This window comes from Streptomyces sp. NPDC006610 (genome assembly GCF_040611575.1).
GTDB lineage: Bacteria > Actinomycetota > Actinomycetes > Streptomycetales > Streptomycetaceae > Streptomyces.
The window spans coordinates 3,435-22,987 of sequence record NZ_JBEXOP010000018.1 but is presented as its reverse complement, the minus strand read 5'-3'; the positions used below and the strand labels follow the sequence as shown (position 1 = coordinate 22,987).

The following is a 19,553-nucleotide window of genomic DNA, read 5'->3' as shown; positions in this document are numbered from 1 at the left end:
CCGACTCCGGGCGGGACCTCGTCGTGCCTCGGCGCAGGAGCTCTCATGGTCGTCGAGGTCACCTCGTACGACTCGGACACGGACCGGCGGGACCGGCACGAGAAGCCCGCCATTCACGGCGAGTGCGGCATCCCGCCGTACCTCTTGACCGACCGGGACGCCTGCACGGTCATCGTGCACAGCTTCCCGGATCGGGAGGTCGGCGGCTGACCGCCATGCTGCCCCCCTTCCCGGCACCGTCCAGTGTCGTCGGCCGCCGCCCCACCCAGGCCTCTTTCCCGGACGTACGCACGTACGAGTGGCGCCCTCCCTAGACTCGATCGCATGCCACCGGCCAGGAAGCGCCCCCGCGCCTACGATCCCGCCAGGACCCGCGCCGCCGTCCTCGCGCAGTTCGGCCACGTCCGGGCGGCCGTCCGGACGCTCACCCCCGAGCAGCTGGCGCTGCCCACCCGGCTGGGGGAGTGGACGGTACGGGACCTCGCGGCGCACGTCGGGATGGCGCTGCGGGCCGTCGGGCTGCTCGTGGCCGAGCCGGAACCGGCCCGACAGGACGCGGCGCTGCTGGACTGGCCGTCCGCCATCGGCGCCGACGCCGGGCGGATCGCCGACACCGCCCGTGAGCTGGCCGGACGCCACTCCGACCTGGACGCCTACCTCGGCGAGGTCGAGCAGCGCTTCACCGACGCCCTCGACGCGCACCCCGGTTCGCGGCTGCTGCCCACCAGCGCGGGCGCCCTTCCGCTCGCCGACTACGTCGTCACCCGCACCGTCGAGCTGGTCGTCCACACCGACGACCTGAACGCCGCGGTGCCGGGCCTGGAGGTGCCGTACGACCGGCAGGCCCTGGCCGCCTGCACGCGGCTGCTCGCCGACGCGCTCGCCGCGAAGGCGCCCGGCGGCGCGACGGAGGTGCGGATTCCGCCGTACGCCGTGGTGCAGTGCGCCGAGGGGCCCCGGCACACCCGGGGCACCCCGCCCAACGTGGTCGAGACCGACCCGCTGACCTGGGTGCGGCTCGCCACCGGACGGACGTGCTGGCAGGAGGCGCTCGACGGGGCGCGGGTGAGCGCCAGCGGTGAGCGGGCGGATCTGAGCGCGTATCTGCCGCTGCTGGCGTGAGCCGGTGGAACCGCCCGCGGACCTGCGCCGTCGAACCGGCATGTACAGGCAGAAGCAGCTCATCGCCCGCACGGCCGCCGCCCTCGTCCTGCTCCCGCTCGCCGCGGCCTGCGGCACGGAGAAGGCCGACGGCGGCAGGGGAACCGCCGGCGCCGGGAAGCCGGCCGGGGTCACCGGCGTCCACTGGTCCGTCGACAGCGTCACCGCCGACGGCAGGACCCGCAAGGCGCCCGCGTCGGCCCACGTCACCATCGACGACAAGGGCAGGGCGCAGGGCAGCTACGGCTGCAACCAGTTCAGCGCCCGCGCCTCCTTCGCCGGCGACCGCGTCACCCTCGGCGAGGCTTCGGCGACCGAGATGGCCTGTGAGGAACCGGCGATGACCTTCGAGGAGACCTTCGCCCGCATCCTCGCCGACGGCGCCCTGAAGACCGACGTCGGCAAGGGCCGGCTCACCCTCACGACCGACGCGGGAGACACCGTGCGACTGAGCGAAGAGAAGAGCGCCCCCCTGCACGGCACCAAGTGGACGGTCACGGGCACCGGCGCCGACGGCGTCGTGCAGTCCCTGCCGCAGGGCGCCGAGGGCAGGGCCCACCTGGTGTTCGACGAGCGGACCGGCGCCGTCGGCGGCAGGCTGGCCTGCAACCGGGTCAACGCCGAGGCCACCGTGAGCGACGGCCGCATCACCCTGGGCACCGCCTCGACGACCCGGATGATGTGCGACGCCTCACTCATGGAGACGGAAAAGCGTCTGCTGGCGTTCTTCGACCAGACCGTCAGTTATCGGATCGATCACCGAACCCTCACGCTGACCAGGGAAAACGGTGAGACCCTGACCGCGGTGGCGAGCGAGTGACCCGGCGCGCCGCGGGCCGGGCGCAGATTCCCCAATTCGGACCAGTGGTCGATCTCGCCTACACTCGGTGGCGTGCCACGTGGTGACGGTCGACTCAATCACGATCTGCTTCCCGGCGAGAAGGGCCCCCAGGACGCGTGTGGCGTCTTCGGTGTCTGGGCTCCGGGCGAAGAGGTCGCAAAGCTCACGTACTTCGGGCTCTACGCCCTCCAGCATCGAGGTCAGGAATCCGCGGGGATCGCGGTCAGCAACGGCTCCCAGATCCTCGTCTTCAAGGACATGGGCCTGGTCTCCCAGGTCTTCGACGAGACGTCCCTCGGTTCGCTCCAGGGCCACATCGCGGTCGGTCACGCCCGCTACTCGACCACCGGCGCCTCCGTCTGGGAGAACGCCCAGCCGACGTTCCGCGCCACCGCGCACGGCTCGATCGCGCTCGGCCACAACGGCAACCTGGTCAACACCGCGCAGCTCGCGGAGATGGTCGCCGGCCTGCCCAAGCAGGAGGGGGGCCGCAGCACCCGTGTGGCCGCCACGAACGACACCGACCTGCTGACCGCGCTCCTCGCGGCGCAGACCGACGAGGACGGCAAGCCGCTGACCATCGAGGCGGGGGCCCACCAGGTCCTCCCCCAGGTGCGCGGCGCCTTCTCCCTCGTCTTCATGGACGAGCACACCCTGTACGCCGCCCGTGACCCGCAGGGCATCCGCCCGCTGGTCCTCGGCCGCCTGGAGCGCGGCTGGGTCGTCGCCTCCGAGTCCGCCGCACTCGACATCTGCGGCGCGAGCTATGTGCGCGAGGTGGAGCCGGGCGAGTTCCTCGCCATCGACGAGAACGGTCTGCGCAGCTCCCGATTCGCGGAAGCGAAGCCCAAGGGCTGTGTCTTCGAGTACGTGTACCTGGCCCGCCCGGACACCGACATCGCCGGCCGGAACGTCTACCTGTCCCGTGTGGAGATGGGCCGCAGGCTCGCCGCCGAAGCCCCGGTCGAGGCCGATCTGGTCATACCCACGCCGGAGTCGGGCACCCCGGCCGCGATCGGCTACGCGGAGGCCTCCGGCATCCCCTTCGGCGCCGGCCTGGTGAAGAACGCCTACGTCGGGCGTACGTTCATCCAGCCCTCGCAGACCATCCGGCAGCTCGGCATCCGGCTCAAGCTGAACCCGCTGAAGGAAGTCATCAAGGGCAAGCGGCTGGTCGTCGTGGACGACTCCATCGTCCGCGGCAACACCCAGCGGGCCCTGGTGCGGATGCTGCGCGAGGCGGGCGCCGCCGAGGTCCACATCCGGATCTCCTCGCCGCCAGTGAAGTGGCCCTGCTTCTTCGGCATCGACTTCGCCACCCGCGCCGAGCTGATCGCCAACGGCATGACCATCGACGAGATCGGCACCTCGCTCGGCGCCGACTCCCTGGCGTACATCTCCATCGACGGCATGATCGAGGCGACCACCATCGCCAAGCCGAACCTGTGCCGCGCCTGCTTCGACGGCGAGTACCCGATGGAGCTGCCGGACCCCGAGCTGCTCGGCAAGCAGCTGCTGGAGACCGAGCTGGCCGCCGGGCCCGCCGCCACGGCCGCGGCCGACGCCATCCGCCGCCCGTAGGGCGCCCGCCACACCCTGCCGTACGACACGAAGGTTCTCATCGCCATGTCTGAGACAACTGGTGCCAGCTACGCAGCAGCGGGCGTCGACATCGAAGCGGGCGACCGCGCCGTCGAGCTGATGAAGGAGTGGGTGAAGAAGACGCAGCGCCCCGAGGTCCTCGGCGGCCTCGGCGGCTTCGCCGGCCTCTTCGACGCCTCCGCCCTCAAGCGCTACGAGCGTCCGCTGCTCGCCTCCGCCACCGACGGCGTCGGCACCAAGGTCGACATCGCCCGTCGAATGGGCGTGTACGACACGATCGGCCACGACCTGGTCGCCATGGTCATGGACGACATCGTCGTCTGCGGCGCAGAGCCGCTGTTCATGACCGACTACATCTGCGTCGGCAAGGTCCACCCCGAGCGGGTCGCCGCGATCGTCAAGGGCATCGCGGAGGGCTGTGTGCTGGCCGGCTGCGCCCTGGTGGGCGGCGAGACGGCCGAGCACCCCGGTCTGCTGGGCGAGGACGACTTCGACGTCGCCGGCGCCGGCACGGGCGTGGTGGAGGCCGACCGGCTGCTCGGCGCGGACCGCATCCGCAAGGGGGACACGGTCATCGCGATGGCCTCCTCCGGGCTTCACTCGAACGGGTACTCGCTGGTCCGTCACGTCCTGCTGGACCGGGCCGGAATGGCCCTGGACGCCCGCGTGGAGGACTTCGGCCGCACCCTCGGCGAGGAACTGCTGGAGCCCACCAAGATCTACTCGCTGGACTGCCTGGCGCTGACCCGCACCGCCGAGGTGCACGCCTTCAGCCACATCACCGGCGGCGGGCTCGCCGCCAACCTGGCCCGGGTGATCCCGGACGGACTGCACGCGATCGTGGACCGTTCCACCTGGACGCCGGCCCCGGTCTTCGACGTCGTCGGACGGACGGGCGACGTGGAGCGGCTGGAGCTGGAGAAGACGCTGAACATGGGCGTCGGCATGATGGCGATCGTGCCCGAGGAGTCCACCGACGTGGCGCTGGCCACGCTCGCCGACCGCGGAGTGGACGCCTGGGTGGCCGGCGAGATCACCGACCGCGAGGAGCGCACGACGGGAGCCGAGCTGGTGGGCGACTACGCGTAGGACGCGCGTCGGCAGCACGAAACCCGGTCCGGCGCTGGTCGCCCCGGACCGGGTGAAGACACGGCAGAGCCGCTGTAGGCGTCAGGCGCCGCGACGGTGTTGCGAGGAGGACTGGCCGTCCTCTTCCTCGTCGTCGTCCTCATAGAGGTCGGCGTACTTTGCGTACAGGTCGTCGTCGTGCTCATCGTCCTCGAAACGGTCGCCGTTTGGCGACGGATTCGACGTCGATGCGCCCAGCTCCTCAGCCAGGCGTGAGAGGTCAGTCCCACCGCTGTTGTACTTCAGCTGGCGGGCGACCTTCGTCTGCTTGGCCTTGGCCCGGCCGCGCCCCATGGCTCGACCCCCTCAACGACGGGGCTCGACGGCCCCAGAGTCTTGACACGCGTTCATGATCCGGAACGGACTCTCCGCGGAGAGACCGGTCCGTAGGGCTTCCACGGTACCTGAGCCCACGCCCATACGGTACGTCGCCCGCAGCACGCGCGTGTGCCCAGAACCTTTGAGGCGCCCCGTCCTCGCTGGTCAGTGGCGATTTTAACCACTTATCCACGGGCGACCCGCCGGGAGAAGTGAGAGTTCTCTCCAACCGCCCCCCGGCAGGTACCGCGCAAACCCCGGTCAGGCCGCTCGCGCGGCCGGCCGGAATGTCACCTTCCGCGCGCCGCGGCGGCCTCGTGCATCCGCTGTTCGGCGATCCGGTCGGCCGCGGCGGCCGGCGGAATACCGTCTTCCTTCGCACGTGCGAATATCGCCAGCGTGGTGTCGTAGATCTTCGCGGCCTTCGCCCTGCACCGCTCGAAGTCGAAGCCGTGCAGCTCGTCGGCGACCTGGATCACCCCGCCGGCGTTCACCACGTAGTCGGGCGCGTAGAGGATCCCGCGGTCCGCGAGGTCCTTCTCCACGCCGGGGTGGGCGAGCTGGTTGTTGGCCGCGCCGCACACCACGCGCGCCGTGAGCACCGGCACGGTGTCGTCGTTCAGGGCCCCGCCGAGCGCGCAGGGGGCGTAGACGTCCAGGCCCTCCACGCGGATCAGCGCCTCGGTGTCGGCGACGGCCGACACGCCCTGCGGGTGCCGGTCGAGGATCCGCCGTACGGCGTCCTCGCGCACGTCCGTGATCACGACCTCGGCGCCCTCGGCGCGCAGGTGCTCCACCAGGTGGTGGCCGACCTTGCCGACGCCGGCGATGCCGACGCGGCGTCCGCGCAGCGAGGGATCGCCCCACAGGTGCTGCGCGGAGGCGCGCATGCCCTGGTAGACGCCGAAGGCGGTGAGGACGGAGGAGTCGCCGGCGCCGCCGTTCTCCGGGGAGCGGCCGGTGGTCCAGCGGCACTCGCGGGCCACGACGTCCATGTCGGCCACGTAGGTGCCGACGTCGCAGGCGGTGACGTAGCGGCCGCCGAGCGAGGCGACGAACCGGCCGTAGGCCAGCAGCAGTTCCTCGGTCTTGATCCTCTCGGGGTCCCCGATGATCACGGCCTTGCCGCCGCCGTGGTCCAGCCCGGCCATGGCGTTCTTGTACGACATCCCGCGGGCGAGGTTGAGCGCGTCGGCGACGGCCTCCGCCTCGGTCGCGTACGGGTAGAAGCGGGTGCCGCCCAGCGCGGGGCCCAGGGCGGTGGAGTGGATGGCGATGACGGCCTTGAGGCCGCTGGCGCGGTCCTGACAGAGCACGACTTGCTCGTGGCCCCCCTGCTCCGAGTGGAAGAGGGTGTGCAGGACGCCGTCGGTTACCTCGGTCACTGTGGTGACTCCTGATGTGAAGCGGCGGTGGTGGCGGCTCCCGTGATGGTGGCGGGGGCCTGTGAGCACGAGATTAAGCCCTTCCGGGCCGCCCGGAAGGGCAGTGGCGGGGATCACCTACGGAAGAGGTACGGGCGTGCGACGATTTGCAGGGATTTCCCGCGGCGCCGCCGTCGGGACCACCGGTTTTCCCCGGCGCCGGCCGGGGGAGGGAGCAGGCGTGCCCAAGGTGTCCTCGGTGATCGTGCCGTACGCGGCGTACCTGCGCGTGTACGAGCCGCTGGCCGCCTTCCCGGAGCCGGAGCGCGGCCACTGGGCGCGCTACGCCCGCCGCCCCGACCTCCCGTCCTGCCAGGACGAACTGCGCCGCTCCCTGGCCGACTTGCTGCCCACCCCGCCCGTCCCGGTGCCGGTGCACGAGAGCGGCGACGCCTTCGTGCTGGAGTCCGACGGCGTGGTGCACGTCTGCCCGTGGCGCACTCGGCTGCGCGGCTGGCAGGCCCTGGGGGACCTCGCCGAGGAGCTGCCGCCGCCGCTGCTGGACGTCGTCCTGCCGCCGCTGGTGCGCCACCAGGCCACCCAGGACTACGAGCGCTGGCTGGCCGCCAACCCCGACGCCCGCCCGTGGATCCGCACGGCGACCTGGCAGGTGCCGCTGAGCTGGTTCGTGCTGGTCTCCGACGACGAGCGGGAGTACGCCGAGGGGACCGGGGAGCCCGGGCGGGCCGCGCCCGTGCTGCGCTACCGCACGCCCATGGTGCAGGCCCGCCGGCGGGTGGCCCGGGGGCTGCGGACGCTGCGCGCGGCGATGGACGAGGGGCCGCTGATCGACGGCCTGCTGGACGTGGGGCGCTGGCTGGAGGAGTTCCACCCGCGCTCGCTGGTCGAGCTGGACTACGGCGGGCTGGTGCACGCCCTGCCGGCGGCCGATCTGGCGGGCGACCACTCGGCGGCCGACGTGGCCGAGGGGATCGAGGCGCTGCGCACCGGGGACGGCCCGGCGGCGGGCGAGGCGTACGCGCGGCTGGTGGAGCGGTGGCGGTCGGTGCGGGACCTGCGTTCGGCGAACTGACGTCCTCCGCCGTGCCGTACGGTGCCGTCGCGGGAGGTGCCGGGGAACGGGCTTACGGGGCGTCAACAACGGACTTCGACAGCGATCCGGGCGATTCTGTCAAGCATGTGACCCAGGCGACAAGCGTGATGGAGCGCACTTACCCGGCCCTTGCGCCGCTTGCCCCTCCTCATGCCAAAATAGGACAAGGAGTCCGGGGAGGGCTCCTTCCGTCCCATGTGCTCAACTGTGGGCGGGATCTCAGCATTGCACGCTTTGGGGGGTCTGGTGACTCCTGATCGTCCTGTGACTGATCGTCACAGTGGCGTGACTGTCCGCTATGGCATGGTCCATCGGCTTCCGTCGCTGATGAACACCTGGGAGGGCAATTCCATCGGTTTGGCCGACGCGGCTGGACAGATGGTGTAGTTGTAGTGCCGAGGACAAGCCGTTCGTCCTATAACCGACTCGACTCGCGTCCGCCATTTCGGGCAACGCGGGTCAAGGTGCAGAATTTAGAGGAAAGAACCGAGATGGTTCGGTTCTCCCGAGGAGGCCGCTCATGACCGCTCGCACCCCTGATGCCGAGCCGCTGCTGACCCCGGCTGAAGTCGCCACGATGTTCCGCGTCGACCCGAAGACGGTCACGCGGTGGGCGAAGGCCGGCAAGCTCACGTCGATCCGCACGCTGGGCGGGCATCGGCGCTACCGCGAGGCCGAGGTCCGCGCACTGCTCGCGGGCATCCCGCAGCAGCGCAGCGAGGCCTGAACAACTGAATAGCCGGGCAAGGCGGCTGGTCCCCCACCGGCCGGTGCGCCCGTCACCACAGCTCCAACCGACGTGAGGGACTGCCCCAACAGAACTTTTCGTCGTCGATCGCGCTGGACTCCGCCGGGTCCAGCGCGATCTTTTTTGTGCCCGGTTGGTGGGGACTGTTGAGCGTCTGTGAGGGCGGTGCAATTGCACATATTAAATTGACCCGTTCCGGGCAACGGGTCGATACCGCCGCTTCAAAAACTCATGCAGTGACACCCGTCACATGCCGTTCCGCTTGTCACGACAGACGGGCTCGGGCTAATGGAACTAGTCGATCCGCTCGTCGACGCGCTCGTCCGGGCCGCCCTGCGGCTGCCGGGGCGCGGAGTCCATCGCCAGGCGCAGCAGGCGGTGGCAGATCGGGCAGTGCCGGGCCCGGTGTCCGTAGGACGACGCGGCCGACAGATGCGCGCGCAGCAGCGCCCGCGTCGCGTGCCTGGCCGATGCCGCCATACGCCACCCCCGGGGGCCGTACCGGAACACTGCCTGGTTTCTGGGTACCGACGGAATGTGACGTCGTCAAGCCGCAGGGGAGCGCTTGAGCCACGAGCGGCCGACCGGCGGCGTCCGGGGCCGTGCCGCGACCGCAGGCCGCCGACAAGCCGCCCGGAAGCCGCCGGAAGGGCCTCCGGGGCCGCGCCGGGGGCGAGTTGGCGGCCCGGGAACGACCGAGGCCCGCCTCCCCTTGGGAGACGGGCCTCACTTCGCTGCGGTCCTGACGGGATTTGAACCCGCGGCCTCCACCTTGACAGGGTGGCGAGCACTCCAAACTGCTCCACAGGACCAGGTTTCGCGGCGCGAATTCCGCGTTGCGCTGCGAGAAGAGACTCTACAGGAGGGTGAGCCCCGGGTCGAACTCACCCAGTGTGCGGGGCCCGTTACGGGACGGCGGCGTCGATGGCCTTCACGATGCGCTTGTCCGAGACGGGGTACGCCGTGCCGAGGGCGTGGGCGAAGTAGCTGACCCGCAGCTCCTCGATCATCCAGCGGATGTCCAGGACCGACGCCGGCACGGGCCGCCCCTGCGGCATCTGCTCCAGCAGCCACGCGTACTCGTCCTGCATCTCCCGGACCTTCTCCATCCGGGTGGTGTCCCGCTGGACGTTGGTCGGCATCTGCTGCAGGCGCCGGTCCGCCGCGACCAGATACCGCATCAGGTCCGGCAGTCGCCGCAGCCCCGTCGCCGTGACGAAGCCGGGCCTCACCAGGGCGTCCAGCTGCTCCCGGACGTCCTGGAGGTTCGGCAGCAGCGCGGGGCTGCGTACGGCCTTCAGGCGGCGCTCACAGGCCTGCCAGGCGGCCAGCACCTGCTGGACCCGGTCCACCGTCCGCACGGTCGTGTCCACGATCTCCGCGCGCACCTTGTCGTAGAGCTTGCGGTACGACTCCTCGTCCCAGGCCGGTCCTCCGAAGTCGGCGATCAGCCGGTCCGCCGCGGCCGTCGCGCAGTCCTCGAACAGGGCCTGGACGGAACCGTGCGGATTGGCCGACAGCGCCAGCTTCTGAGCGTTCGTCAGCTTTTCGGATGCGAACTTCGCGGGGTTGACCGGAATGTTGCGCAGGATCAGCCGGCGGGTGCCCTTCCACATCGCCTCCGCCTGCTCCGCCTCGGTGTCGAAGAGGCGTACGCAGACCGTGTCGCCGTCGTCCACGAGCGCCGGGTACGCCTTGACGGGCTGGCCGGCGCGGCGGGTCTCGAAGACGCGGGTGAGCGAGCCGATCGTCCAGTCGGTGAGCCCGGAGCGCTCCAGCGACTCGCCGCCCTGCCGCTCGGCCGTGGCCGCGGCGGCCTGGGAGAGGGCCTGGCGGGCCTTCGGCCGCAGCCGCAGCTTCAGCTCCTCCAGGTCCTTGTCCTCGGCCAGCTTGCGCCGCCGCTCGTCGACGATCCGGAAGGTGATCCGCAGGTGGTCCGGCACCTTCGCCCAGTCGAAGTCGTCCGCGGTGAACGGCACGCCGACCATCCGCTTCAGCTCGCGGGCCATGGTCGTGGTCAGCGGCTCCTGGAGGGGCACGGCCGCGTCCAGGAAGCGCTTGGCGAAGTTCGGCGCCGGGACGTAGTTGCGGCGGATCGGCTTGGGCAGGGAGCGGATCAACTCGGTGACCAGTTCCTCGCGCAGGCCCGGGATCTGCCAGTCGAAGCCCTCGTCGGTGACCTGGTTGAGGACCTGGAGCGGGATGTGCACGGTGACGCCGTCGGCGTCCGCACCCGGCTCGAACTGGTAGGTGACGCGGAACTTCAGCGGCCCCTGCCGCCAGGTGTCCGGGTAGTCGGCCTTGGTGACCGCCTCCGCCGACTCCCGGATGAGCATCTCCCGCTCGAAGTCGAGGAAGTCGGGCTGCTCGTGCCGCTTGCGCTTCCACCAGGAGTCGAAGTGCGCCCCGGACACGACGTGTTCGGGGACCCGCTGGTCGTAGAAGTCGAACAGCGTCTCGTCGTCGACGACGATGTCCCGGCGCCGCGCCCGGTGCTCCAGCTCCTCGACCTCGCTCAGCAGCCGGCGGTTGTCGGCGAAGAACTTGTGGTGCGTGCGCCAGTCGCCCTCCACGAGGGCGTTGCGGATGAACAGCTCCCGGCTGACCTCGGGGTCGATCCGGCCGTAGTTCACCTTCCGCTGAGCGACGATCGGGACGCCGTACAGCGTCACCTTCTCGTACGCCATCACCGCGGCCTGGTCCTTCTCCCAGTGCGGCTCGGAGTACGTGCGCTTGAGCAGGTGCCCGGCGAGCGGCTCGACCCACTCGGGCTCGATCTTCGCGTTGACCCGCGCCCACAGCCGGCTCGTCTCCACCAGCTCTGCGGACATCAGGAACCGGGGCTGCTTCTTGAACAGCGCCGAGCCGGGGAAGATCGCGAACTTGGCGTTGCGGGCGCCCAGGTACTCGTTCTTGTTGCCGTCCTTCACGTCCTTCATCCCGATGTGGGACAGCAGGCCCGCGAGGAGGGAGACGTGGACGCGGTCGGCGGGGGCGTCGTCCTCGTTGAGGTGGATGCCCATCTGCTTGGCGACCGTGCGCAGCTGGCTGTAGATGTCCTGCCATTCGCGGATGCGCAGGAAGTTGAGGTACTCCTGCTTGCACATCCGCCGGAAGGAGGAGGAACCGCGCTCCTTCTGCTGCTCGCGGATGTAACGCCACAGGTTGAGGTAGGCGAGGAAGTCGCTGGTCTCGTCCTTGAAGCGGGCGTGCTGCTGGTCGGCCTGGGTCTGCTTGTCGGCGGGGCGCTCGCGCGGGTCCTGGATGGACAGCGCGGCGGCTATCACCATGACCTCGCGGGCGCAGCCGTTCCTGTCGGCCTCCAGCACCATCCGGGCCAGGCGCGGGTCGACGGGCAGCTGGGCCAGCTTGCGGCCCATGTCGGTGAGGCGCTTGCGCGGGTCCTTCTGCGCCGGGTCGAGCGCGCCGAGCTCCTGGAGGAGCTGGACGCCGTCGCGGATGTTGCGGTGGTCCGGCGGGTCGATGAAGGGGAACTTCTCGATGTCGCCGAGGCCGGCCGCGGTCATCTGGAGGATGACGGAGGCGAGGTTGGTCCGCAGGATCTCCGCGTCGGTGAACTCCGGGCGGGCGGCGAAGTCCTCCTCGCTGTAGAGGCGGATGCAGATGCCGTCGGAGGTGCGGCCGCAGCGGCCCTTGCGCTGGTTGGCGCTGGCCTGGGAGATCGGCTCGATGGGCAGCCGCTGCACCTTGGTGCGGTGGCTGTAGCGGCTGATCCGGGCGAAGCCGGGGTCGATGACGTACTTGATGCCGGGGACGGTCAGCGAGGTCTCGGCGACGTTGGTCGCCAGCACGATCCGGCGGCCGGTGTGCGGCTGGAAGACGCGGTGCTGCTCGGCGTGCGACAGCCGTGCGTACAGGGGCAGCACCTCGGTGAAGCGGTACTGCTTCTTGTTGAGCGCGTCCGCGGTGTCCCGGATCTCGCGCTCGCCGGAGAGGAAGACGAGGATGTCGCCCTGCCCCTCCGCCATCAGCTCCTCGACGGCGTCGGTGATCGCGGTGATCTGGTCGCGGTCGGCGTCCTCGGCGTCGTCCTCGAGCAGCGGCCGGTAGCGCACCTCGACCGGGTAGGTCCGGCCGCTGACCTCGACGATCGGGGCGTCGCCGAAGTGCCGGGAGAAGCGCTCCGGGTCGATGGTCGCCGAGGTGATGACGACCTTGAGGTCGGGCCGCTTGGGCAGCAGCTGGGCGAGGTAGCCCAGCAGGAAGTCGATGTTCAGCGACCGCTCGTGCGCCTCGTCGATGATGATCGTGTCGTAGGCGCGCAGCTCGCGGTCGGTCTGGATCTCGGCGAGCAGGATGCCGTCCGTCATCAGCTTGACGAAGGTGGCGTCCGGGTTGACCTGGTCGGTGAACCGCACCTTCCAGCCGACGGCCTCGCCGAGCGGGGTGCGCAGCTCGTCGGCGACGCGCTCGGCGACCGTGCGGGCGGCGATCCGGCGGGGCTGGGTGTGCCCGATCATGCCGCGCACGCCCCGGCCCAGCTCCAGGCAGATCTTGGGGATCTGCGTGGTCTTCCCGGACCCGGTCTCACCGGCGACGATGACGACCTGGTGATCGCGGATGGCGGCCGCGATCTCGTCCTTCTTCTGGCTGACGGGCAGCTGCTCGGGATACGTGACCTCGGGGACCTTGGCCCGGCGCTCGCTCATCCGCGCCTCCGCCCTGGTCGCCTCGGCCTCGATCTCGGCGAGGACGGCGGCGCGGGCCTCCGGCTTGCGGATCCGGCGCGCGCCTTCGAGCCTCCGGCCGAGGCGGTGGGCGTCGCGCAGCGACAGCTCGGTCAGGCGGGAGGCGAGGGTGCCGAGGGCGGGGGCGGGGTGCGTAGACATACGGCTTCCAGGATCTCACCTCGGGGAAATCGGTGGCGACCGGATTTGCCGGTGCCGATGATCTAGCTTGGGCCTTATGTCCGATTCCGCGCAGAGTGGGTCCCCGTTCCTGCCGGCGGCCGTGCTGACGCTGATCATCGCCGCCGCTGCCGGTCTCTTCGCCGGTTCCTACACGTACGCCATGGCCGACCCGACCCCGCGCACCGTCCCGGCGGCGGTGGTCGGCGCCTACGAGCAGGAGCCGGGCCGGCGTTTCATCGCCGGGTTGGAGCAGGCGCTGGACGCCTCCGTGAAGCTGCATCCCTACGGCAGCCGGGACGCGGCGGTGGAGGCGGTGGACGACCAGGAGGTGTTCGCGGTGCTGGACGTCCCGGCCGGCCGGGACGCCGTCACGCTGGACGTCTCCGGGGCCTCGGGGGCGTCGGTCGCCGAGGTCCTGGAGAAGGCGGCGGCGGAGGTGGGCGAGCAGACCGGGATCACGGTGACCGTGAAGGACCTCACACCCCTCCAGGAGGGCGATCCGCGGGGCCTGGCGATCTTCTACATCTCCCTCGCGGCCGTGATCATCGGCTTCGTCGGCGCGATCCAGCTGAGCGTCCACGCCCGTGGGCTCAATCCACTCGAACGGATCGCCTTCACCGCCGGATACGCCCTGCTCGGCGGGCTCGCGATCGCCGCGGCGGTCGACTGGCTGCTGGACGCCCTCGATCTGCCGTTCGTGCAGTCCTGGATGATCCTGTCGCTGACCATGTTCGCGTCCGGCATGGTCTTCACGATGTTCAACACCCTGTTCGGGCGCTGGGCCATGCTGCCGACCTGGGGCCTGATGGTCCTGATCGGCAACCCGTCCTCGGGCGGCGCCGTCTCCTGGCCGCTGCTGCCGTCCCCGTTCGGCCTGATCGGCCAGTGGCTGCCGCCCGGCGCCTCGGTCAACGCCCAGCACACGGCCGTGTACTTCCCCGGCCACCAGCACGCCTTCCCGTTCCTGGTGCTGGCCGGCTGGGCCCTGGTCTCCTGCGCGGTCTTCTGGACCTGGCGCCACCGCCACCCGGGCGGCCGGGAGGCGGAACCCGTCGAGTCCGTCCGGCACGACGAAAGCCCCGCTCACTGAGCGGGGCTTCCGGGGTGTGGCTGGGGCCGGGGTCGAACCGGCGACCTATCGCTTTTCAGGCGATCGCTCGTACCAACTGAGCTACCCAGCCACGAGGTTTCGACGAAACCTCAGCGGTCCTGACGGGATTTGAACCCGCGGCCTCCACCTTGACAGGGTGGCGAGCACTCCAAACTGCTCCACAGGACCAAGCTGTCGTGTGCGAACCGACGAACGTAAGTGTCGCACACCGTACTGCGTGCCCCCAACGGGATTCGAACCCGTGCTACCGCCTTGAAAGGGCGGCGTCCTAGGCCGCTAGACGATGAGGGCTATCGGCCCGCCTGGGCGCTTCTCAGCGCGTCGGGGACGTGAGAAGCATATGGGATGGCGAGAGGTATCGCCAAAACGGTTTCACGGCCCGGAAGGCGGGGCGGGGGAGGAGACGGCGGGCGAGCCGCTCGCCGGGGCCGTCGGGGACGGGGTCGCCCCGGGCTGGTTCTCCTCCACCAGATGGCGGCTGACCTCGGCCGTCGTCAGCCCGAGCCCGCCGAGCCGGATGGCGTCCCAGGCCTGGAGGCGGCGGCTGTCGCGGTCGAAGTACAGGATCGACGCCTCGATCGGGTCCGGCTCGTCGTCCTCGATCGCGCGCAGGCCGCTGCCGCCGGTGGAGCCCTCGATGCGCAGCCGGGTGCCGTAGGGCAGCACCTCCATCTCCTGGTGGTGCAGATGGCCGGCCAGCACCAGCGGGACCGCGCCGTCCGTCTGCCGGGCGGCGGCCGGCTCGTGGGCGATCGCCACGTCCACCGGCCTGCCTGCGGCCCGCTGGTCGCGCAGGGCCGACGCCAGGCGGGCGCCGGCCAGCTCCTGGGAGGCCTCCGCGCCGGGCTCGGCCGAGCGGTCGGGGGTGAACTGGGGATCGCCGATGCCCGCGAACCGCAGGCCCGCGACGGTCTTGGCCCGGCCGTCGTCCAGGACGTGCACGTTCCTGAGTCCCTCCAGATAGCGCTGGGTGAGCGTCGAGTCGTGGTTCCCGCGCACCCAGACGTACGGGGCGCCCAGGTCCTCGATCGGGTCCAGGAAGCCGTTCTCCGCCGCCGTGCCGTGGTCCATCGTGTCGCCCGAGTCGACGATCACGTCCACCCGGTACTGCTCGACCAGCGAGGCGATGATCTTCCAGCTCGCCGGGTTGAGGTGGATGTCGGAGACGTGCAGGACGCGGATGGTGGTGGGGTCGGGGGCGTAGGTGGGGAGCGTGGAGGTGGCGTCGTACAGCTTGGTCACGTTGGTCACCAGGCGGGCCAGTTCGCGCTGGTAGACGTCGAACTCGGTGACGATGCTGCGGGCGTCGCCGACCAGGGAGGGGGCCGAGGAGAGCAGCCCGGAGAACCTCGGCTCCAGGACCGACTTGGGGTTCCAGGTGGCGTACGCCGTCGTCCCGGAGGCCGCCAGCAGGGCCAGCGCCAGACCGCCCGCCGCCAGCGCCCGGCGGGGCCGCCGGTAGACGGCGAGGCCGAGCGCGGTGGCGCCCGAGACGACGGCGACGCACGAGCGCAGGGCCAGGTCGCGCGCGCCGTGCCCGACGTCCCGGGCGACCTCGTCCTGGAGGCCGGACAGGCGCTCGGGGTGGTCCACCAGGGCCTGGGCGCGGTCCGGGTCGAGCTGGTCGACGTTGACGTCCAGGCGGACCGGCGCGACGTGGCTGTCCAGGCCGAGGGCGCCCAGCGGGGAGACGTTGATCTTCGTGCCGCCGGTGAGTGAGGGGCGCAGCGTCATCGTCGTGTCCATCGGGCCGACCGGGACCCGGACGTTGCCGACGATCAGCAGGCCAAGCCAGGCGCCCAGCAGGACGACGGCCATGAGCCCGAGGGCGCGCACCCAGGGCCGTGGCGCGGGATCGGCGCCGGGTCGCGGGCCGGGACGGCGGGGCTTCTTCGCGGGGTCGGTCGGGGACGGGTTCCTACGGGCGAACAGGTGCGTGAAGGCGGCCGGGACGCGTGCCATTGGTGCCGTATGCCCATGTCCGTGGCTGGATATGCGGGTGTCCCGCCGGGTGGCGGATGCGTGCGCGCGGGTCTCCCTCGGGGGTGTCGTACCCGACAATGGGCCGTGTGCTGGAGATGACGCGCGAGGAGTTCGAGGAACTGGTCGCCGAGGCCCTGGACCGGATCCCGCCGGAGCTGACCCGACTGATGGACAACGTCGCGGTGTTCGTGGAGGACGAACCGCCCGCCGACGATCCCGAGCTGCTCGGGCTCTACGAGGGGACCCCGCTGACCGACCGGGGCGAGTGGTACGCGGGGGTGCTGCCCGACCGGATCACGATCTACCGGGGGCCGACCCTGCGGATGTGCGAGTCGCGGGAGGACGTCGTCGCGGAGACGGAGATCACCGTGGTGCACGAGATCGCCCACCACTTCGGCATCGACGACGCGCGGCTGCACGCGCTCGGGTACGGGTGACCCGGGCACGGTCGGGTGCGGCTCGGGCACACGCGGCGCGGGCACGGGCAGGCGTGAGCCGGGCGCGGTGACGGGGGCGGTCGTGCGGGGCGCGTGTCCTCTCAGGGGTGGCGGGAGTTGGGCACGTTGACTCCTTCACCCTCCACCGGAGGTGGCTGCCCGTGCGCCCCTTGTCCGTTCCCGTCCGCCTGGCCGCCACGGTCGTCGCCGTCGTCGCCGCCACCACCACCGGTTGCATGAGCGTCGGCGACGACGGACGCCGCGCCGAACCGTCCCACTCCGCCGGACAGCGGGGCGGCGAGGACCCCGGCGCGGACCGGGCCGCCCCCGGTGCCGGCGCCGGGCACGGCGGGGCCGTGGGCGACGCGGAGCACGCGCGCGACAAGCGCGGCAAGGACGGCGAGAAGCCCAAGCCGGGGAAGTCCAGCACGCCCTTCTCCAAGGCCGAGGACCCGCGCGCCGACGCCCCCGCCTCGCCGCCCTCCGGACACGGCGGCCCCGCCGGACCGGGAGGCGCCGCCCCCACGCCGGGAGAGCCGACGCCGAGCGGCGACGCCCCGACGGCCGAGCCGCCCGCCCCGTCGCCGGAGCCGCCCGCCTCCCCCGCCCCCACGGCCGCCGAGCCCTCGTCCTCCGCGAACCCGGATCCCGCACCGCAGCTCGGGCACCGGGAACCGGCTCCCGCGCCGGCGGCGGCCGTTCCCGGCTGACCGGCGGCGGCCGGACCCGCGCCGACGGGGTGTGACCCACGTCAACCGGAACCGGTTTGCCTTGCGGGGTGGAGGGTGCGTATGGTGGTAGATCGTTTGATCCCATTTGCCCGGCGCCACCACAGAGCGCGCCGTGTGGCGCGTTCTCTCCCTTGCCGTGGCTGACCGCATTGAGGCGGTCGTATTGCGAACACGGAGTTGACGGGCGCGTGCCGACGAGACTCCGGAAGGTTTCGCATACGTATGTCCATGTCCAGCACCGATCTGATCGTCGTGCCCGAGAGCACCGACACCCTCGACACCACCCTCGACGCCGACACCACCGCGGAAGCCGTCGAGACCCTCGAAGCCGTCGAGGCCTCTGACGCCACCCCCGAGACCCCCGAACCGACGTTCGCGGAGCTGGGGCTCCCCGAGGGCGTCGTGCGCAAGCTCGCGCAGAACGGCGTGACGGTCCCCTTCCCGATCCAGGCGGCGACCATCCCGGACGCGCTGGCCGGGAAGGACATCCTGGGCCGTGGCCGCACCGGCTCCGGCAAGACCCTGTCCTTCGGTCTGCCGACCCTGGCCACCCTGGCCGGCGGCCGCACCGAGAAGAAGAAGCCCCGCGCCGTCATCCTGACCCCGACGCGCGAACTCGCCATGCAGGTGGCGGACGCCCTCCAGCCGTACGGCGACGTCCTCGGCCTGAAGATGAAGGTCGTCTGCGGCGGCACCTCGATGGGCAACCAGATCTACGCCCTGGAGCGCGGCGTCGACGTCCTCGTCGCGACGCCGGGCCGCCTGCGCGACATCATCAACCGCGGCGCCTGCTCCCTGGAGGACGTGCGGATCACCGTCCTCGACGAGGCCGACCAGATGTCGGACCTGGGCTTCCTGCCCGAGGTGACCGAGCTGCTCGACCAGGTCCCGGCGGGCGGCCAGCGGATGCTGTTCTCCGCGACCATGGAGAACGAGATCCAGACCCTCGTCCAGCGCTACCTGACCGACCCGGCGACCCACGAGGTCGACGCGGCGCAGGGCGCGGTGACGACCATGTCCCACCACATCCTGATCGTGAAGCCCAAGGACAAGGCGCCGGTCACCGCGGCCATCGCCTCCCGCAAGGGCCGCACCATCATCTTCGTGCGCACTCAGCTGGGCGCCGACCGGGTCGCCGAGCAGCTGCGCGACTCCGGCGCCAAGGCCGAGGCGCTGCACGGCGGCATGACCCAGGGCGCCCGCACCCGGACGCTGGCCGACTTCAAGGACGGGTACGTCAACGTCCTGGTCGCCACCGACGTCGCCGCACGCGGCATCCACGTGGACGGCATCGACCTGGTCCTCAACGTCGACCCGGCCGGCGACCACAAGGACTACCTGCACCGGGCCGGCCGCACCGCCCGCGCGGGCCGCACCGGCACCGTCGTCTCCCTGGCCCTGCCGCACCAGCGGCGCCAGATCTTCCGGCTGATGGAGGACGCGGGCGTCGACGCCACGCGCCACATCATCCAGGGCGCCGGCGCCTTCGACCCCGAGGTCGCCGAGATCACCGGCGCCCGTTCGATGACCGAGGTCCAGGCCGAGTCGGCGGGCCACGCCGCCCAGCAGGCCGAGCGCGAGGTCGCCCAGCTCGCCAAGCAGCTGGAGCGGGCGCAGCGCCGCGCGGCCGAGCTGCGCGAGGAGGCCGACCGCCTGGTCGCCCGGCTCGCCCGGGAGCGGGGGGAGGACCCGCAGGCCGCGGTGAACGCGGTGACCGAGGCGGAGGGCGCCGCGGGGGCCGTGACGGCGGAGACGACCGTGGTGGCCGAGGAGGCCGCCGTGGTGGTGCCGGAGCAGCCGGCCGCGCAGGACGTGGACCGGGTGGAGCGCGTCGAGCGGACGGAGCGCTTCGAGCGCGCCGAGCGGCCGGAGCGTGCCGAGCGCTTCGACCGTCGTGACGACCGTCGTGACGGCGACCGTGGTGGCCGTTCCTTCGAGCGTCGTGACGACCGCGGTGGCGACCGTGGTGGTTTCCGTCGTGACGACCGTGGCGGTGAGCGTCGTCCGTTCAACCGGGACGACCGTGACAACCGCGGTGGCGGCCGTTCCTTCGACCGTCGTGACGACCGTCGTGACGGCGACCGTGGTGGCCGTTCCTTCGAGCGTCGTGACGACCGCGGTGGCGACCGTGGTGGTTTCCGTCG

General features: G+C 71.4%; 15 protein-coding genes, 4 tRNA genes and 1 pseudogene. 11 read left to right on the top strand and 9 right to left on the bottom strand.

Features of this window, described 5'->3' with window-relative positions:
• Positions 1 to 36: 36 nt before the first annotated feature.
• The 5 genes and pseudogenes from ABZY13_RS16745 to purM form a co-directional block, all read left to right on the top strand.
• Positions 37 to 207, top strand: a pseudogene (locus tag ABZY13_RS16745) (Uma2 family endonuclease); the annotation flags it as partial.
• Positions 208 to 324: 117 nt separating this feature from the next.
• The gene (locus ABZY13_RS16740; protein WP_356631263.1) at positions 325 to 1,122 is read left to right on the top strand and encodes a sterol carrier family protein; all 798 of its coding nucleotides are present in this window, start codon (positions 325 to 327) and stop codon (positions 1,120 to 1,122) included.
• Between the two features lie 40 nt (positions 1,123 to 1,162).
• A complete protein-coding gene (locus ABZY13_RS16735) occupies positions 1,163 to 1,981 on the top strand; it encodes an META domain-containing protein (RefSeq protein WP_356631261.1) in 819 nt (272 codons plus the stop codon).
• 72 nt (positions 1,982 to 2,053) lie between these two features.
• Complete coding sequence (purF, locus tag ABZY13_RS16730; protein ID WP_356631259.1) at positions 2,054 to 3,583, top strand: amidophosphoribosyltransferase; 1,530 nt, start codon at positions 2,054 to 2,056, stop codon at positions 3,581 to 3,583.
• A 45-nt stretch (positions 3,584 to 3,628) separates the two neighbouring features.
• Positions 3,629 to 4,693, top strand: a complete 1,065-nt coding sequence (gene purM / locus ABZY13_RS16725; protein WP_356631257.1) for a phosphoribosylformylglycinamidine cyclo-ligase — start codon at positions 3,629 to 3,631, stop codon at positions 4,691 to 4,693.
• 81 nt (positions 4,694 to 4,774) lie between these two features.
• On the opposite strand, the gene ABZY13_RS16720 is transcribed toward purM, so the two are convergent.
• Together ABZY13_RS16720 and ABZY13_RS16715 are read right to left on the bottom strand one after the other, a co-directional pair.
• Positions 4,775 to 5,026 (bottom strand): DUF3073 domain-containing protein, encoded by a 252-nt coding sequence (locus ABZY13_RS16720; protein ID WP_356631255.1) that lies wholly within the window; start codon positions 5,024 to 5,026, stop codon positions 4,775 to 4,777.
• A gap of 314 nt (positions 5,027 to 5,340) precedes the next feature.
• Positions 5,341 to 6,435, bottom strand: coding sequence for a Glu/Leu/Phe/Val dehydrogenase dimerization domain-containing protein (locus ABZY13_RS16715; protein WP_356631253.1), 1,095 nt, complete (start codon positions 6,433 to 6,435; stop codon positions 5,341 to 5,343).
• A gap of 220 nt (positions 6,436 to 6,655) precedes the next feature.
• Here ABZY13_RS16715 and ABZY13_RS16710 point away from each other — a divergent pair, with 220 nt between their 5' ends.
• A complete protein-coding gene (locus ABZY13_RS16710; RefSeq protein ID WP_356631251.1) occupies positions 6,656 to 7,507 on the top strand; it encodes a hypothetical protein in 852 nt (283 codons plus the stop codon).
• A gap of 541 nt (positions 7,508 to 8,048) precedes the next feature.
• Positions 8,049 to 8,255 (top strand): developmental transcriptional regulator BldC, encoded by a 207-nt coding sequence (gene bldC, locus ABZY13_RS16705; protein ID WP_003949541.1) that lies wholly within the window; start codon positions 8,049 to 8,051, stop codon positions 8,253 to 8,255.
• Between the two features lie 315 nt (positions 8,256 to 8,570).
• On the opposite strand, the gene ABZY13_RS16700 is transcribed toward bldC, so the two are convergent.
• The 3 genes from ABZY13_RS16700 to hrpA form a co-directional block, all read right to left on the bottom strand.
• Positions 8,571 to 8,756, bottom strand: a complete 186-nt coding sequence (locus tag ABZY13_RS16700) for a DUF6274 family protein (protein ID WP_356631249.1) — start codon at positions 8,754 to 8,756, stop codon at positions 8,571 to 8,573.
• Between the two features lie 257 nt (positions 8,757 to 9,013).
• Positions 9,014 to 9,088: transfer RNA gene (locus ABZY13_RS16695), tRNA-Asp, on the bottom strand.
• Positions 9,089 to 9,181: 93 nt separating this feature from the next.
• Positions 9,182 to 13,126 carry an ATP-dependent RNA helicase HrpA gene (gene hrpA / locus ABZY13_RS16690; RefSeq protein WP_356631247.1) on the bottom strand — a complete coding sequence of 1,315 codons (3,945 nt, stop codon included), beginning with the start codon at positions 13,124 to 13,126 and terminating at the stop codon, positions 9,182 to 9,184.
• Positions 13,127 to 13,202: 76 nt separating this feature from the next.
• Here hrpA and ABZY13_RS16685 point away from each other — a divergent pair, with 76 nt between their 5' ends.
• Positions 13,203 to 14,237, top strand: a complete 1,035-nt coding sequence (locus ABZY13_RS16685) for an ABC transporter permease (protein ID WP_356631245.1) — start codon at positions 13,203 to 13,205, stop codon at positions 14,235 to 14,237.
• Between the two features lie 17 nt (positions 14,238 to 14,254).
• On the opposite strand, the gene ABZY13_RS16680 is transcribed toward ABZY13_RS16685, so the two are convergent.
• The 4 genes from ABZY13_RS16680 to ABZY13_RS16665 form a co-directional block, all read right to left on the bottom strand.
• Positions 14,255 to 14,328: transfer RNA gene (locus ABZY13_RS16680), tRNA-Phe, on the bottom strand.
• A gap of 23 nt (positions 14,329 to 14,351) precedes the next feature.
• Positions 14,352 to 14,426 (bottom strand) — tRNA-Asp (locus ABZY13_RS16675).
• A 50-nt stretch (positions 14,427 to 14,476) separates the two neighbouring features.
• Positions 14,477 to 14,549 (bottom strand) — tRNA-Glu (locus tag ABZY13_RS16670).
• Between the two features lie 81 nt (positions 14,550 to 14,630).
• The gene (locus tag ABZY13_RS16665) at positions 14,631 to 16,220 is read right to left on the bottom strand and encodes a metallophosphoesterase (RefSeq protein WP_356631243.1); all 1,590 of its coding nucleotides are present in this window, start codon (positions 16,218 to 16,220) and stop codon (positions 14,631 to 14,633) included.
• Positions 16,221 to 16,327: 107 nt separating this feature from the next.
• Here ABZY13_RS16665 and ABZY13_RS16660 point away from each other — a divergent pair, with 107 nt between their 5' ends.
• The 3 genes from ABZY13_RS16660 to ABZY13_RS16650 form a co-directional block, all read left to right on the top strand.
• The gene (locus tag ABZY13_RS16660; RefSeq protein ID WP_356631241.1) at positions 16,328 to 16,678 is read left to right on the top strand and encodes a metallopeptidase family protein; all 351 of its coding nucleotides are present in this window, start codon (positions 16,328 to 16,330) and stop codon (positions 16,676 to 16,678) included.
• A gap of 161 nt (positions 16,679 to 16,839) precedes the next feature.
• On the top strand, positions 16,840 to 17,388 hold the full coding sequence (locus tag ABZY13_RS16655) for a hypothetical protein (protein WP_356631239.1): 549 nt from the start codon (positions 16,840 to 16,842) through the stop codon (positions 17,386 to 17,388).
• 243 nt (positions 17,389 to 17,631) lie between these two features.
• Positions 17,632 to 19,553, top strand: a 1,922-nt coding sequence (locus tag ABZY13_RS16650; RefSeq protein WP_356631237.1) for a DEAD/DEAH box helicase, incomplete at its 3' end; no start/stop codon positions are given.

Bases quoted from the DNA above. Each gene is read 5' to 3' on its own strand.
- ABZY13_RS16740 (WP_356631263.1), top strand. From the start codon at position 325: ATGCCACCGGCCAGGAAGCGCCCCCGCGCCTACGATCCCGCCAGGACC.
- ABZY13_RS16735 (WP_356631261.1), top strand. From the start codon at position 1,163: ATGTACAGGCAGAAGCAGCTCATCGCCCGCACGGCCGCCGCCCTCGTC.
- purM (WP_356631257.1), top strand. From the start codon at position 3,629: ATGTCTGAGACAACTGGTGCCAGCTACGCAGCAGCGGGCGTCGACATC.
- ABZY13_RS16720 (WP_356631255.1), bottom strand. From the start codon at position 5,026: ATGGGGCGCGGCCGGGCCAAGGCCAAGCAGACGAAGGTCGCCCGCCAG.
- bldC (WP_003949541.1), top strand. From the start codon at position 8,049: ATGACCGCTCGCACCCCTGATGCCGAGCCGCTGCTGACCCCGGCTGAA.
- ABZY13_RS16700 (WP_356631249.1), bottom strand. From the start codon at position 8,756: ATGGCGGCATCGGCCAGGCACGCGACGCGGGCGCTGCTGCGCGCGCAT.
- hrpA (WP_356631247.1), bottom strand. From the start codon at position 13,126: ATGTCTACGCACCCCGCCCCCGCCCTCGGCACCCTCGCCTCCCGCCTG.
- ABZY13_RS16685 (WP_356631245.1), top strand. From the start codon at position 13,203: ATGTCCGATTCCGCGCAGAGTGGGTCCCCGTTCCTGCCGGCGGCCGTG.
- ABZY13_RS16665 (WP_356631243.1), bottom strand. From the start codon at position 16,220: ATGGCACGCGTCCCGGCCGCCTTCACGCACCTGTTCGCCCGTAGGAAC.